The organism is Rhodococcus sp. ACS1 (assembly GCF_002300155.1).
GTDB classification, from domain to species: Bacteria; Actinomycetota; Actinomycetes; order Mycobacteriales; family Mycobacteriaceae; genus Rhodococcus_F; species Rhodococcus_F koreensis.
In genome coordinates, this window is sequence record NZ_NSDZ01000002.1 from 569,926 (window position 1) to 584,037 (window position 14,112).

Genomic DNA, 14,112 nt, shown 5'->3' on the forward strand with positions numbered 1-14,112 from the left:
GAGGATATTCCGCCGCCCGCTACTCCGCAGGCAGCCACGCGCCGTGAAGGCCCGCCGGAACCCGAATCGGTAGCCGCACCTTCCCGATCGGCCCCGACCCGGGGTCGTCGGCGGGCAGCACGAAGAACCAGGACGACATGTCGCTGCGGTCGGTGCCGATCATTCCCCAGTACTCGCGTTCGGCGCCGGGCATGAAGATCGGTTCGCCCACCGACACACTGCCCGGGTCCCAGTGCGTCTCGGTGCCGCGGGCGGTGTCGAAGAACCACAGCGAATCCTGCCGTCCCTGGCTGCGGTCGAGTTTGCCGACCGTCGCCACCGTGCGGTGCCCTCGGGTCAGCTCACGGTCGTCGACCCGCGGGAACTCGACGTCGCGGTCGCACACCACCTCTCGCGTCACCCGTCCACTGCCGGGGTCGACGACGGCGCGGACCAGCGAGCCCATCGACGGCTCCGGGGCCTTCGCGAACCCGCCGGGATACGTCCATTCCACGTAGTCGACGCTCACCCTCCCGTCGGGCAGGTCGAAGGCGTTCGCGAAATGCCACACCCAGTACGCGTCGTGCGTCGTCCACCGCACCGGACCGCCGTCGCGGGGTATCAGCGCGATCCGCGTGCCGTCCTCGGGCCGCCAGTCGAGCACGGACCCGCCGGTCAGCACCGCGGCGATGTCGAAGACCAGCGGGCACAGCATGAGCACGATGTAGTGCTGGGTGAGCGCCATGTCGTGGACCATCAACGGCGTGTCCACGCCCTCGACCGCCGTCGGGGTCCGCGCCACCGAACCGTCGGGGTTCACCACCGACCACGTCAGATACGGGGATTCCAGCATGTAGTTGAACAGCACCATCTGCCCGGTGACCGGGTCGATCTTGGGGTGCGCGGTGCTCCCCACGCCCATGGCGCCGTCGCAGTTGTCCCGCCCCAGCGTGCTCAGGTCGGCAGGCTCGAGGCGGAACGGCAGCGTGGTTTCGGCCATCGCGAGCAGTCGCCCGCCGTGCCGGACGATGTTGATGTCGGGCAGTTCCCGGGACGTGCCCGCCAGGTCGGGTCCCACTTCGTCCTCGGTCGGCGTGTACAGGTCGGTGACCCCGGGCCAGATGACGTGCCCGGCCTTCTCCTCCGCCTGCACCATCGGGGTCCGGACGAAGCGGTTGGTGTACCGGGCGGTGCCGTCGGCCAACTCGATCCGGTGAACCATGCCGTCGCCGTCGAGCGGATACACGTAGGTGCCGATCGGGTCGAACCGCGGATTGGGACCGTTGCGCAGGTAGGTGCCGTGCAGATCGGCGGGCAGTTCGCCGATCACCTCGAGATCCCGGACGTCGACCTCCTCCCGCTGCGGCGCGAACACCCCGACGAGGTGGCTGTGATGCGCGACGTCGACGGGTCCGGGACGACGGGTTACCGGTGCTGACATGGGCGTCCTTCCCTCCGCGCGCGGTGAACACGACCCCCTCTCGAGGGTACGACGGGCTCCTGCGCGGGCGGCGTGTTTCGACGACACGACGACGGTCCGATACCCACCAGTAGAAATCGGGTTGCCCGGGAGTGGGAGAATGACCGTCGTGAGCAACCCAGACCACGGCCACCACCGCATGCCGCATCGCAAGCTGGAGCAGTCCACCAAGCTCCAGAACGTGCTCTACGAGATTCGTGGACCGGTACATGCCCACGCCGCCCGGCTGGAGGCGGAGGGACATCGGATCCTCAAGCTCAACATCGGCAACCCCGCGCCGTTCGGTTTCGACGCGCCCGACGTGATCATGCGCGACATGATCGCCGCGCTCCCGTACGCGCAGGGGTACTCCGAGTCCAAGGGCATCCTGTCGGCACGGCGCGCGATCGTCACCCGCTACGAACTGGTCGCCGGGTTCCCCGAACTCGACGTCGACGACATCTACCTGGGCAACGGCGTGTCCGAGCTCATCACGATGACGATGCAGGCGCTCCTCGACAACGGCGACGAGGTGCTGATCCCCGCGCCGGACTACCCGCTGTGGACGGCGATGACGAGCCTCGCCGGCGGCACCCCGGTGCACTACCTGTGCGACGAGGGCAACGACTGGAACCCCGACATCGCGGACATCGAGTCCAAGATCACCGACAAGACCAAGGCCCTCCTGGTCATCAACCCGAACAATCCGACGGGTGCGGTGTACTCGATGGAGGTGCTGCAGCAGCTCGTCGACCTGGCGCGCAAGCATCAGCTGCTGCTTCTCGCGGACGAGATCTACGACAAGATCCTCTACGACGACGCCAAGCACATCTCGCTCGCGACGCTGGCCCCGGATCTGCTGTGCCTGACGTTCAACGGCCTGTCGAAGGCGTACCGCGTCGCGGGTTACCGGTCCGGCTGGGTGGCCATCACCGGCCCCAAGGAGCACGCCGCGGGTTTCCTCGAGGGTCTCGACCTGCTGGCCTCGACGCGTCTGTGCCCGAACGTGCCCGGTCAGCACGCCATCCAGGTGGCGCTCGGCGGGCACCAGAGCATCGAAGACCTGATCCTGCCGGGTGGCCGGCTGCTCGAGCAGCGTGACGTGGCCTGGGAGCGCCTCAACATGATCCCGGGTGTCTCGTGTGTGAAGCCGAAGGGCGCGCTGTACGCGTTCCCCCGCCTCGACCCGAACGTCTACGAGATCTACGACGACGAGAAGCTGGTCCAGGACCTGCTGCTGCAGGAGAAGATCCTGATGGTGCAGGGCACCGGCTTCAACTGGCCGGACCACGACCACCTCCGGATCGTGACGCTGCCGTGGGCGCGGGATCTCGCTGTCGCCATCGAGCGGTTCGGTAATTTCCTCACCAGCTACAAGCAGTAGGATCGAGACACAGCAAGCGACACGCGCGTCGCTTGCGTGTCTCCTGGGGGAAAAGAATGGTCACCAGCACCCGCGCGCGTTTCGGACAATTCGTCCATCGGCGACGGCGTTTGCTGAACCTCACACAGGACCAGGTCACGGCCGCCGGTGGCCCGTCCGACGCAGCTCAGACGCGCGCCGAGAACGGGACCGGCCCGGATCCGAGCATCGAGACGCTCCGCAAACTGGATGTCGCGCTGCGGTGGGCGCCGGGCAGCGCGGCCCGCACCCTCGACGGCGGTCACCCCACTCCCCTCGAGGCGCTCGACGGGGACGAGCGGGCGCCGTCGTCGCGTCCGCTGACGCTCGGACCGTCGGAGATTCCGCTGGACCTGGACACGATCATCGAGATCCTGGGGCCGCACACCCAGCTCACGAAGCTGAGCGTGGCGCACCCCGAGGTTCCGGGGCTGGTCGAGGCGGCGGGTGAACTGAGCCGTGTGGTCTCGAAGATCACCGGCGCCTACGTGACGCGGTTGCTGGAAGTCAACGGAGGACCCGCCGGACCCCGCCAGCCGCTGGTCGAGTTCGCGTTCGGCCACCTGCTGGAGGAACCGTCGACCGTCACCGACCCCCGCGAACTCGAGGAGGCGCGGTATCGCCGTTTCCTCTACGGCCGGGGGGAGGATCTCGACGCGGCCACCCGGGAGCGTTTCTGGCGTCGATGGGAGGACGCGGTGAAACTCGTCGCCACCGACGATCCTGAACGCAGCGGAGACGCGGAGGTGACCGCATGAACGGGGTGCCGTTGTCGGTGCGGGTCAACCGCCTGTTCTCCCTCGCCCACGATGTCGACGGTCCCGAACCGGGCGAGGACACCGTCGCCGCGGGGGTGTCGCGGATCCTCGGCCGCCCCGTCGCGCCGTCCGAGATCGAGTCGCTGCGCACGAACGATCACGAGCCTCCCGAGCCCGACGTCCTGCGGGCGGTCGCACAGCACTTCCACGCCCCCGAGCAGTACCTCGCGGCCGACGGCTACCACGACTACGACACCCTGGTCCGGTTCAAGATCGCGGTCCGCGAGGCCGGGGTGCGGCACCTGTCGATGCGATCGCTCGACGCGAGCGCGGAGCCGACCACCGCCGAGATGGAATCGCTGATCCCGCTTCTGGAGAATCTGCGGCGGAGCCACGGCCCCTTGCCGATCGCGTCGCCGGACCCCCGTCAGACCTGAGCGGGGACGCGCGCCGACGGGTCCTCGGGTCCGCCGAACTGCGGGAGGCGCCGCGCCCACAGGGCGGCCGCCACACGCTCGCCGTCCGTCCAGTGGTCGGCCAGCTGCGCCAGTTCCCACGGTTCGCCGCCGACGTCGGTCGCGAACCGGTGCGTCGTCCCGCCCGTGCCGTGCGCCGGGTGGCCGGCGCTGCGGGCCAGGCACGCGAGGTGCAGTCGCGCCGCCATGACCACCGGTGGTGCGCTGCCGGTGAGGTCGCCGAGTTCGACCACGACGTGCCGGTCGAGGACCATGATCGCGTCGCGGATCTCGACGCTCATCCGGTCCAGCCGGCCGCGGGCGGACAGCGCCCGGCGATCGGCCGGACGCAGTTCCAGGACCACTTCGGGGACCGCGCCCGTCAGGGTCCGCCACATCGGCTGCAGCCGGCGAGTGACCCGTCGCGACCGCCACCGGTGACCGAGCGCCCGGATCACCGGTCCCGCCGAGATGATCGCGCCCGCCGACACGACGAGCACGCGGATGAACGCCCCCGAGTCGCTGTGCGATTCGGTCAGTGCGTTGTCTTCGCTGACGGCGTTGACCACCCCGGTCGTCATGACGACACCCATGTCGAACACCTCGAACAGCGACAGCGCGATGACGGCGAGAAACACCCGGCGCTCGTGTCCCGGAGTGGCGCTGCGCACGGCTTTCAGTGAGATCCACAGATTGAGCGCGGCGACGGCGAGGATCGGAACGGCATATGTGATGCAGTAGGCCGCGAAGAGCCAGCCGCCCTCGTCCGCGATGGCGACACCCCGCGACCGCGCCGGGGCGCTGAGGGCGATGAGGATCGCCCCCGCGACGAGGCACACCGACAGCGACACGACGTGGATGCGGGGTAGACGCGCCGGGCCGAGCGCCCACGCGGAGAAGAGACTGATCAGCGACGCCGCGGTGAGGATGATGCAGACGTTGCTGAGGGTGTTCGCGAATCCGTACCCGAACCAGAGGTCGAGCCAGTGCTGCGCCAGCGACCGCTGGAGGACCAGGGAGAGCGAGGCGAAGACGAGGGCGGCGTTCATCCGGCGTTCGGCGACCGTCGACCGGACCAGGGCCACGCGCAGGAGGGTCGTCCCCCAGACGACGGCGAGCAGCGGCCAGCTCACGTAGGTGGGCGGTTCGTACACGGCGTCAGAACGTTCCGAGCATCCGCGACACCCGTGCGTCACCGGCGGTGTCGCCGCCCGTCGTCACGCGGCGGCCCGCCATGATGAGGGTGGCGAGCAGTTCCGCCTCGTATTCCTGATCGTTCGAATAGTTGGACCGGCCGAGCATCTTGACCACGCCTGTCGTGTCGACCGACGGCGCGGCCACCGACAGCACCGTCGAGTCGACCGAGGTGTCCCCGATCGTGTCGCGGTCGTGGCCGAGTTCCATGTGCGCCAGTTCGTGGCAGATGATGTGGGTGGCGTGCACGTCCGACATCCCTGTCGCGTAAAGGATCACGTCGTCCTCGGCCCGTGCGAGCCAGAGTCCGGAATGTCCGCCCTGGACCAGGGCGTGCGACACGGGGACCAGGTGGATCGGGCGACCCCGGCGGGCTGCGACACCGCCGATCAGCTGATCCCTGTTCCAGGGCACGGGAATACCCATCTCCGCCACGATCCGGCGAAGATGGTTGCTGGGTCGTCGCGACGGCCGCGAGATTCGCACTGGAACACCTCCGAACGGCCATAATCCTAGGCTGTCGGCGTTCGAGGTCACGACATGTGGGCGATTTCACCTACCCGGTTGACGAATACCCCTCATGTGTCGGTAGATTGGCAACCGGCACCTCGAGTGCCGCGAGCACCTGTCGCCCCTCCCCCCCCTGTGGGCGCCAGGTTGGTGGCGGGGTCAACCCCCCCTGTACCCCGCCACCCAGCTCGGCACTTCTCTCCACGCAGCGGCTCGTCGCCCGCGGAACACACCCCTCGTTCGGAGTTCCGGACCACCCTTGCGTGAAGCTCGGCGTTCGCTGCAGATTAGCTGCTGCGTGCCATGTTCCGATATCTAATCACACCGGCGACATATAAGCGACACGAGAGCAATACACACCGGACAGGTCGGCAACACCGGCACCGCCCGCCACTTCCGTCACAGCGTTCCCGGCCTGCTTCCGGCTACCCTGTCGTGCGTGCGGAGACAATCCCCCCAGCAGCCGGCGCGAAGCGGACGATGAGCGAATTCCACGGACACGGCCACGGCCATGGACACGGCCACAGCGACGGACCGGCCCCGATGGGCCCCGTCGCCGCCAAGGTGGTCGTCGGGCTCCTCGTCGCCATCGGTGTCGCGGTACTCATCGGCGCCGTCGCGTTGTGGCCCGGCAAGCCGAGCGTCGACGTCGAGCAGCCGTTCCAGAGCGCCCAGGGCGGTGCCGTCGTCACGGAGTCGGGCACGGTCACGATGCAGAACATCGGCGACTGCGGGAGCCCGTCGGCCGGGCGGGTCTTCACCGGCGCACCGCTGCCCGCGCCCGCCGGCGCCTACGAGTGCCAGCGCAGCATCGTCGACATCGAGTCCGGTCCCAACACCGGCACCCAGACGCTGCTCGAGATCATCCCCGGCCCCGGCCAGCCCGACCTCCGCGTGGGCGAAAACATCCGGCTGTCCCGCCAAACGGATGTGAACGGCACGACGGAATACTCGTTCGAGGACTACGCCCGTGGTCTGCCCGTCACGCTCATCGCTCTCGCATTCGCCGTCGTCGTGATCGCGGTCGCGCGGTGGCGCGGGTTCCGGGCGCTCGTCGGCATCGTCGTCTCGTTCGGTGTGCTCGTCCTGTTCACACTTCCGGCCCTGTTGGACGGGCAACCGGCGATCCCGGTGGCGCTCGTGTCCGGCGCCGTCATCCTGTATGCCGTGCTGTATCTCGCGCACGGTGTTTCCCTGCGCACCAGTTCGGCGTTGCTGGGCACCCTCGCGTCGATGGCCCTGGCGGCGGTCCTCTCCTACGCCACCATCGAGATGACGCGCCTGACCGGGTTGTCCGAGGAGCAGAACACCAACGTTCAGACGTATATCCAGCACGTCAGCATCACCGGCCTGCTGCTGGCCGGCTTCATCATCGGCTCGCTGGGCGTGCTCAACGACGTCACCATCACGCAGGCGGCGTCAGCGTTCGAACTGGCCTCGCTCGACCCGGGCGCGTCGAGACGCCAGATCTTCGGGTCGGCGATGCGCGTCGGCCGCGATCACATCGCCAGCACGGTGTACACCCTCGTCCTCGCGTATGCCGGCGGGGCGCTGCCACTGCTGTTGCTGTTCAGTGTGGCGGGGCGGTCGATCCAGGACGTGCTGCTCAGCGACGCCGTGGCCATCGAGATCGTGCGTTCGGCGGTCGGCGGCATCGCGCTGGCGCTGTCGGTTCCGCTGACGACCGCGATCGCGGTGATGCTGGCGCGCCCGATCGGCGCGGGTCCCAGCGGCAACGTGGCCGCAGTCAGGCCGTCACGGGGCGGCCGTCATTCCAAGTAACGGGTAGTCCGCTAGCTGAAGAGTCCGACCTCCCGGAGGACGATGAAGATGATGGCGATGACCATCAGCGCGTAGACGGTCAGCATCGTCACCTTGGCCGCGTGTTCGCTGGTGGGCGGGAACATCTTCAGGATCGGCTTCGTATACGCCACGAGCCGTCGTGTCTCTGCCGGCGCGGCCGCCGAAGACGGGGGAACGTTGGGAGTGCTGTGGAACTCCGCGGGATTTGCAGTCACTGCACACATCCTCTCTACGCCGGAACCATTCCCATCGTAGGCCCGCGGAGCGGGCCCCGACACCTCGAATCGGCAGGCGGGCCCCCGCGACGTCTAGGTTCCGGGGAACCTGGGGAGTTCGGGCAGCTGGAACGGCGGCAGTTGGATCTGCGGCAGGCCGGGAAATATCGGCGGAGGCGGAGGTGGTGGCGGCGCGGGCTGCGGCTCGGGAATCCGGATCTGCGACGCCGTCTGCACGGGAGCCTCGACGGTCTCGGACGTCGGAGCCGGCGGGGGCGTCGTCGGTGACGGTGTGGCCATTTCGGTGACGACCGGCGGTTCGGTGACGAGTTGCGTGGTCACCGGCTGCGACGACCCCTCGGTGCGCGCCCACAGATTCTTTCCGTATCCGAGACCGAGGCCGATCACCGCCACCACGGCGAGCGCGGTGCCCGCCAGCGTGGCGCCCCGGATCTGGATTTTGGCCACCGGCTGACTCGGCGGCGGCGCCGCGGCGCTCAGCCACGACGGGGTGCTCGACGGCGCACCGCTGCGCGCGACCACTGCACTCGGAGCGTGCCGGGAGACGTGCGCCTCGAAACCGGCTCGAGGTGCGTACTGCGGCGGCGGGAGGACTCGGGCGACCTCGACGGCCGGCGGCACCACCTGCTGGGCGAGCAGCGCAGCACCTTGTGCCGCAACGAGTTCGGGATGGTCGGGAACGATGACGGGCAACCCGAGCCACGACTGCAGCACCGTGCGCACGAGGGGAATGCGCGCACCGCCACCGGTGAGCACCACGGCATCCGGGTTTCGTCCCGACCGCGTGATCACGTCGCGGGCGAGGCGCGCCGACGATTCGACGGTGACACCGATGAGCGAGTCGAAGACGTCGCGCGACAACAGCAGCAGACCGCCCTCGCCGGGCACGGCGACGGCGCCGCCGGTGGAGAGCCGCTCCTTCGCCTCGCGGCAGCGGAGGTCGAGCGCCAGGCTCGCGGCCGCGTCGCGGGGCGCCTCGATGCGGTTGTTCTCCAACTGGTTGGCACGAACCATCCGGTCGAAGACGTCGCCGCTCACCGTGTCGGTGCGGACCGTCTCGACCACCTCACCCGTCGCCCGGTCGACGACGCTCACGGTGAGCCCGGAACTGCCCAGGTCGTAGAACACGAGCGTCGCGTGGTCGCCGAGGGCTCCCGAGACGTCGAGGAATTTCAGCGCGGCCGAGGCCTCGGTGACGAGTTGGTAGTTGGCGAGTTGCTGCCGGGCCATCGCCGCCTGGACGGCACCCGCCTGCGCTTCGTCGCGGTAGGCGACGCCGGTGGCGTGCACCTGCCCGGCGTCGGGTGCCCCGGCGAGGACCACGCCGATCGATTCGGCGGCCAGCTCCTCCGGCAGATCCCGGCCTGCGGCGACGACCTGGGCCCGGAAATCGGGGACGTGCCGGCTTGCGGCGTCGTCACGGTTCACGGAGTCGGGTCGCGCCAAGCGCACAGCGCTCGCACCGACCGACACACCTAGAACCGAACTCATGGGCCGCCTAACTCGACTGTGCACGGGTTCGATCCGGAATCCCCCCACTCCATGGCCCGCAGTCTAGCGAAGCGGTCCGACACGGCAACCGGGCAACCGTTCGGCGGCAGACAACTCAGAAGTTGCTCGCGATGATCACTCCCGGGATGCCCGTGCCCAGCGGCACGAACGCGCACGGCGGCACGACCACGTGGGCGGGATCGAGCGTGTTGAGCACCAGTTGCTGGGAGTACGGGTCGTAGGGCAGGTTGAAATGTCCGGTCTGATCGATCGGGCACAGGTCCTGGACGAGGATGTTGGTGGCACCGGGGTCGTGCAGCGCGACGTTGGTGTACGGCTGGATCACCTCGTCGTAGCGCGTCCCGATCGTGGTGTATTCGGCGCCGGGGACGGTGTCACCGCCGGCATTGAGGGCGGTGAGGAACGGCGATCCCTGCACCTGTTCGGCAAGCGCCTCCGAACCGATCGCTTCGATCAGTTCGGTGCCCCCGGGAACGGACGTCACCGCCGTCGCGATCCCGAAGAACGTTCCCCCGTAGGTGGGCGACGCCAGACCGATCCAGTGGTGCACCTTCGACGCCCCGCCGAGCCTGTTGACGTAGTACCGCGCCACCGTCGCGCCTTGCGAGTGCCCGATCAGGTCGACCTCGCCCGCGCCGGTTGCGGACAGCACGTCGTCGACGAACACCTCGAGTTCGGCGGCCCCCTCGGTCATCGTCTGCATCCCGAAGTGTTCGGTGCCCGGTTTCCGTCCGTAGTTCAGGGCGAACACGCAGTAGCCGGCGGCTTTCAGTTTCGGGCTCAACCCGGCCCAGTTCGAGTAGGCACTGCCGTCGCTTCCGTGCACGAGAATCACGGGACGGGGGTGCGCGGAATCGGGGCGGCACGAGAAGTCGTTGGCACCGGGCGGCGCGGAATGCGGATGCTGCTTCGCGTACGCGATCGCGGTGCCGGCGTCGGATTGCGGAGGCCCCGGCAGGGTCGGGACTTCCGCCGCGTGAGCGGGCGCGGCGCCGAGCAGGCAGATCACGGCAGCGAGGAGTGCGAGTAGGGATCCGTGACGTGCCTTCGACATCGCCCAGCCCTCCGTTGCGATTTGGGCTGACGCTACCGTTCGCCGATGCCGCCGGCAGTGGAGATCGTCAAACCCGTTATCGCAGGGGCCGCCAGGTCACGGGTCGCTATCCCCTGCCGAGCCCCCGATAGACCCACCCGGCCGTGCGCCAATCCTCGGCGTCGAGGCAGTTGCGGCCGTCGACCATCACCCGGGCACGCACCACACCGTTCAGATCCTCCGGTTTCAGGGCGGCGAACTCCGCCCACTCGGTGAGGAGCAGCACCGCGTCCGCGTTGTCGCACGCCTCGACCGCCGACGTCGCGTAGTTCAGCGTCGGGAACAGCCTGCGGGAGTTGTCGAGGGCCTTCGGGTCGTAGACGCTGACGACGGCCCCGTGCAACTGCATCATTCCCGCGACGTTGAGTGCCGGGGAGTCGCGGACGTCGTCGGATTCCGGTTTGAACGCCGCGCCGAGGACGGCCACGTTGGCGCCGAGCAGCGACCCTCCGCACGCCTGCGCCGCCAACTCCACCATCCGGGTGCGCCGGCGCATGTTGATGCTGTCGACCTCCCGCAAGAAGTGCAGTGCCTGGTTCGCACCGAGCTCACCGGCCCGGGCCATGAACGCGCGGATGTCCTTGGGCAGGCAGCCGCCGCCGAAGCCGAGACCGGCGTTGAGGAACCGGCGGCCGATCCGCGCGTCGTAGCCGAGGGCGTCGGCGAGTTGGGTGACGTCGGCGCCGGTGGCCTCGCACACCTCGGAGATGGCGTTGATGAACGAGATCTTGGTGGCAAGGAACGCGTTGGCCGAGACCTTGACCAGTTCCGCGGTGGCGAGGTCGGTGACCAGGAAGGGAATGTCCTCGCCGAGCAGCCGGGCGTACAGTTCACGCAACTCGGCCTCCGCGCGTCCGGGGCGCAGGCGGTCCACTCCCAGCACCATCCGATCGGGGTGCAGGGTGTCCTCGACGGCGAAGCCCTCCCGCAGGAACTCCGGGTTCCACGCCACCTCCACGGCGTCACCCGCCGGCGCGAGCGCGCGGGCCCGCGCACCCAGATCGGCCGCCGTCCCGACGGGAACGGTCGACTTGCCGACGATGACGGCGGGGCGATCGAGCATCGGCGCGAGGGTGTCGATCACCGAATGCACGTGCCGCAGGTCCGCGCCGTACTCCCCCTTCTTCTGCGGGGTGCCGACGCCGAGGAAGTGGAGGTCCGCGAACTCCGCGGCCTCGCGGTACGACGTGGTGAAGTGCAGTCGGCCGGCGTCGATGTTCCGGCGCAGGACATCCGCGAGCCCCGGCTCGTAGAACGGCACCTCTCCGGAGGAGAGTTTCGCCACTTTTCCGGGGTCGATGTCGACGCCCAGGACGTCGTGACCCAGCTCCGCCATGCAGGCGGCGTGGGTGGCTCCCAGGTATCCGGTTCCAAACACGGTGCAGCGCATGCACCCTTGATAACCAGTGCAGGTGAGCGCGATATTTACCCGGCAGATGTTCGAAGCCAACAGTGCGTGTACGGACGGTGCGGGGCGAGACCCTATGCTTCGCCCATGCATGTTCTCTTCGTCTGCACCGGAAACGTCTGTCGCTCCCCAACGGCCGAGCGCCTCGCAGTGGCATACGCCGAGGAGCTCGGGATCACCGACCTGACCGCCGAAAGTGCAGGTACACGCGCTGCCGTCGGACGCCCGATGGAACCGACGGCCGCGCAAGTCCTGGAAGGGCTCGGCGGTAATCCGGCCGAGTTCACCGCGCGAATGCTCACCGCCGAACTCGCGGTGGACGCCGACCTGGTGCTGACGATGACCGAACGTCAGCGCGAGAAGGTGCTGGCGCTGGCTCCCGAGCAGCTGAAGAAGACGTTCACCCTGAAGGAGGCCGCCCGCCTCGCCGAGGCAGCGGACGCGAAGTCGGTGGCCGACCTGGCTGCGGCGCGTCCCAGACACAAGGCCGACGACACTCCAGAGGACGTGCCGGACCCGATGGGGAAGGACGAGGACACGTTCCTGACCATCGGGTCCGAGATCGCCGATCTACTGGGTGTGATCTCGCGGAGCATCCGTCTCTGACCAGGGTTCCTGGTCGTCACGGTAGCGACGGGTGCGCCTCGGTGTGGGAGGCACCGGTGCGCCCGACTGCTGCTCGTTGCCGTAGTGGTCGGGCCCCGAGTACCACTGCTGGCCCTGGTCGCCGTGGTAGGCGCCCTGGTAGGCGGGGGCACCCTGGTAGACGGGAGCTTCCTGCGGATCTCCCCCGTACGGCTGCTGCGGGTACTCCTCGCGAACGTACTGGGCCTGTTGCTGTGGCACCGGCTGCTGGGGTGTCTGCTGCTGCACGGCGGGCTGCGCGGGGGCGGCCTGCTGCATCTGCGGCAGCGACTTGTCGGTCTCGTAGTAGTACTTGTACTCGTAGACCCCGCGACCGCGGCTCGGCGTCATCGTGATGATCGTCCCGAGGATGGTCGCCCCGACGCTGTGCAGGTTGCCCACCGCCCGCGACAGCTGGTCCCGCTTGGTTTCGGCGTGCCGGGCGATGACCAGGGCGCCGTCCGACATCGCGGTGAGCACGGTCGCGTCGGTGACCGGCAGCAGCGGCGACGCGTCGACGATCACGTAGTCGAATCGTCCGCGGAGGTCGGCCAGCACCTGGCGGGCCGTCTCCGTTCCGAGCAGCTCACTCGGGTTCGGCGGGATCGGCCCGGACGCCAGGACGGTGAGACCCGAGTACTGGGTCGGCTGGAGCACGGCGTCGAGGTCGGCCTTGCCTGCCAGGACGCTGCTGAGTCCGACGGAGCCGACGACGCCGAGGTACTTCGATACCCGCGGCTTCCGGAGGTCGCCCTCGACGAGGCACACGTTCTGGCCGCCCTCCGCCAGCACGAGCGCGATGTTGATCGCGGTGGTGGTCTTGCCCTCGGTGGGCAGCGAACTGGTGACCACGATGACACGCGGCGGGTTGTCGACCTCGAGGAACTGCAGGTTGGTGCGGAGTTCGCGGTAGGCCTCCGCGCTCGAGGAATTGCCCTCGGCGAAGTTGATGGCCTGCTGCGTCTGCCGCTCCTTGTCGAACGGGATGGTGCCGATCAGCGCCGAACCGGCCAGTTCCTCGACGGTGCGCCGATCCTTGACCGTGTTGTCGAGGCGATCACGCAGGACGGCGAAGGCGATGCCGAGCAGCAGCCCGACCGCCGCGCCCAGCGCGAGGTTGCGCAGCGTCTTGGGCGAGACGGGAGTCGACGGAGTCTGCGCCTGCTGTTCGACGACGACGCGGGCGGCGGGTGCGCCACCCTTCTCCGGGGTCTCGAGTTCCCGGGCCATGACGACGAACTCGTCGGACAGGGCATTGGCGATGTCGCGGGCGCGTTCCGGCGACGGATCCTGCACCTTGACGTCGATGAGCACGGTGTCCGGCGCGGAGCTGGCCTTCACCTGTGAGGCGAGCGCCGCCGCCGTGCCGCCCAGATCGAGCTTGTCGATCGTCCGCTGCGCGAGGGTCTCGCCGGTGAGCAGTTTGGTGTAGGACGTCACCCGCTGCTGCGAGAACAGGTTGCCCTGGTAGACCTCGTTCACCGACGATCCGGCGGACGTCGAGACGAACAACCGGGTCGACGCCTCGTAGATCGGAGTGGTCAGCAACGACGCTCCGAGCGCACCGAGAATCGCGACCACGGTCGTGATCGCGATGATTTTCCAACGTGACTGCAGAATTCGCAGGTAGTCCTGAATTTCCATTATCGAGTCTCTTCCAATTGCGTCGCGCTCAGCGG

The 14,112-nt window shown here is 68.7% G+C and carries 13 protein-coding genes; 5 read left to right on the forward strand and 8 right to left on the reverse strand.

The window, feature by feature from the left end; genetic code table 11:
• Positions 1–19: 19 nt before the first annotated feature.
• The gene (locus CJ179_RS09925) at positions 20–1,420 is read right to left on the reverse strand and encodes a carotenoid oxygenase family protein (RefSeq protein ID WP_095861314.1); all 1,401 of its coding nucleotides are present in this window, start codon (positions 1,418–1,420) and stop codon (positions 20–22) included.
• A gap of 139 nt (positions 1,421–1,559) precedes the next feature.
• Between CJ179_RS09925 and CJ179_RS09930 the strand changes: the two genes are divergently transcribed.
• The 3 genes from CJ179_RS09930 to CJ179_RS09940 are packed head-to-tail and all read left to right on the forward strand — an operon-like array spanning position 1,560 to position 4,035.
• Positions 1,560–2,822 carry a pyridoxal phosphate-dependent aminotransferase gene (locus CJ179_RS09930; protein ID WP_005253480.1) on the forward strand — a complete coding sequence of 421 codons (1,263 nt, stop codon included), beginning with the start codon at positions 1,560–1,562 and terminating at the stop codon, positions 2,820–2,822.
• 56 nt (positions 2,823–2,878) lie between these two features.
• Complete coding sequence (locus CJ179_RS09935; protein ID WP_072937446.1) at positions 2,879–3,598, forward strand: helix-turn-helix domain-containing protein; 720 nt, start codon at positions 2,879–2,881, stop codon at positions 3,596–3,598.
• Entirely contained in the window at positions 3,595–4,035 is a 441-nt protein-coding gene (locus CJ179_RS09940) for a hypothetical protein (RefSeq protein WP_095861315.1), read from the forward strand. The genes CJ179_RS09935 and CJ179_RS09940 overlap by 4 nt, the downstream gene beginning before the upstream one ends.
• Here the strand turns inward: CJ179_RS09940 and CJ179_RS09945 are convergent.
• Positions 4,026–5,207, reverse strand: coding sequence for an MAB_1171c family putative transporter (locus CJ179_RS09945; RefSeq protein ID WP_095861316.1), 1,182 nt, complete (start codon positions 5,205–5,207; stop codon positions 4,026–4,028). The genes CJ179_RS09940 and CJ179_RS09945 overlap by 10 nt on opposite strands.
• A 4-nt stretch (positions 5,208–5,211) precedes the next feature.
• On the reverse strand, positions 5,212–5,673 hold the full coding sequence (locus CJ179_RS09950; protein WP_241031509.1) for a hypothetical protein: 462 nt from the start codon (positions 5,671–5,673) through the stop codon (positions 5,212–5,214).
• Positions 5,674–6,237: 564 nt separating this feature from the next.
• On the opposite strand from CJ179_RS09950, the gene CJ179_RS09955 reads away from it, so the two are divergent.
• The gene (locus tag CJ179_RS09955; protein WP_095861317.1) at positions 6,238–7,539 is read left to right on the forward strand and encodes a YibE/F family protein; all 1,302 of its coding nucleotides are present in this window, start codon (positions 6,238–6,240) and stop codon (positions 7,537–7,539) included.
• Positions 7,540–7,550: 11 nt separating this feature from the next.
• Here the strand turns inward: CJ179_RS09955 and CJ179_RS09960 are convergent, their stop codons facing one another.
• From CJ179_RS09960 to CJ179_RS09975, 4 genes are all read right to left on the reverse strand, one after another.
• The gene (locus CJ179_RS09960; RefSeq protein WP_072937451.1) at positions 7,551–7,775 is read right to left on the reverse strand and encodes a hypothetical protein; all 225 of its coding nucleotides are present in this window, start codon (positions 7,773–7,775) and stop codon (positions 7,551–7,553) included.
• 93 nt (positions 7,776–7,868) lie between these two features.
• On the reverse strand, positions 7,869–9,287 hold the full coding sequence (locus CJ179_RS09965) for an Hsp70 family protein (RefSeq protein ID WP_179377549.1): 1,419 nt from the start codon (positions 9,285–9,287) through the stop codon (positions 7,869–7,871).
• 115 nt (positions 9,288–9,402) lie between these two features.
• Positions 9,403–10,362 (reverse strand): triacylglycerol lipase, encoded by a 960-nt coding sequence (locus tag CJ179_RS09970; RefSeq protein ID WP_095861318.1) that lies wholly within the window; start codon positions 10,360–10,362, stop codon positions 9,403–9,405.
• A 106-nt stretch (positions 10,363–10,468) separates the two neighbouring features.
• A complete protein-coding gene (locus CJ179_RS09975; protein WP_072937454.1) occupies positions 10,469–11,791 on the reverse strand; it encodes a UDP-glucose/GDP-mannose dehydrogenase family protein in 1,323 nt (440 codons plus the stop codon).
• 105 nt (positions 11,792–11,896) lie between these two features.
• On the opposite strand from CJ179_RS09975, the gene CJ179_RS09980 reads away from it, so the two are divergent.
• Complete coding sequence (locus tag CJ179_RS09980; RefSeq protein ID WP_095861319.1) at positions 11,897–12,415, forward strand: protein tyrosine phosphatase; 519 nt, start codon at positions 11,897–11,899, stop codon at positions 12,413–12,415.
• On the opposite strand, the gene CJ179_RS09985 is transcribed toward CJ179_RS09980, so the two are convergent.
• Complete coding sequence (locus tag CJ179_RS09985; RefSeq protein ID WP_095861320.1) at positions 12,380–14,077, reverse strand: polysaccharide biosynthesis tyrosine autokinase; 1,698 nt, start codon at positions 14,075–14,077, stop codon at positions 12,380–12,382. The genes CJ179_RS09980 and CJ179_RS09985 overlap by 36 nt on opposite strands.
• Between the last annotated feature and the right edge of the window lie 35 nt (positions 14,078–14,112).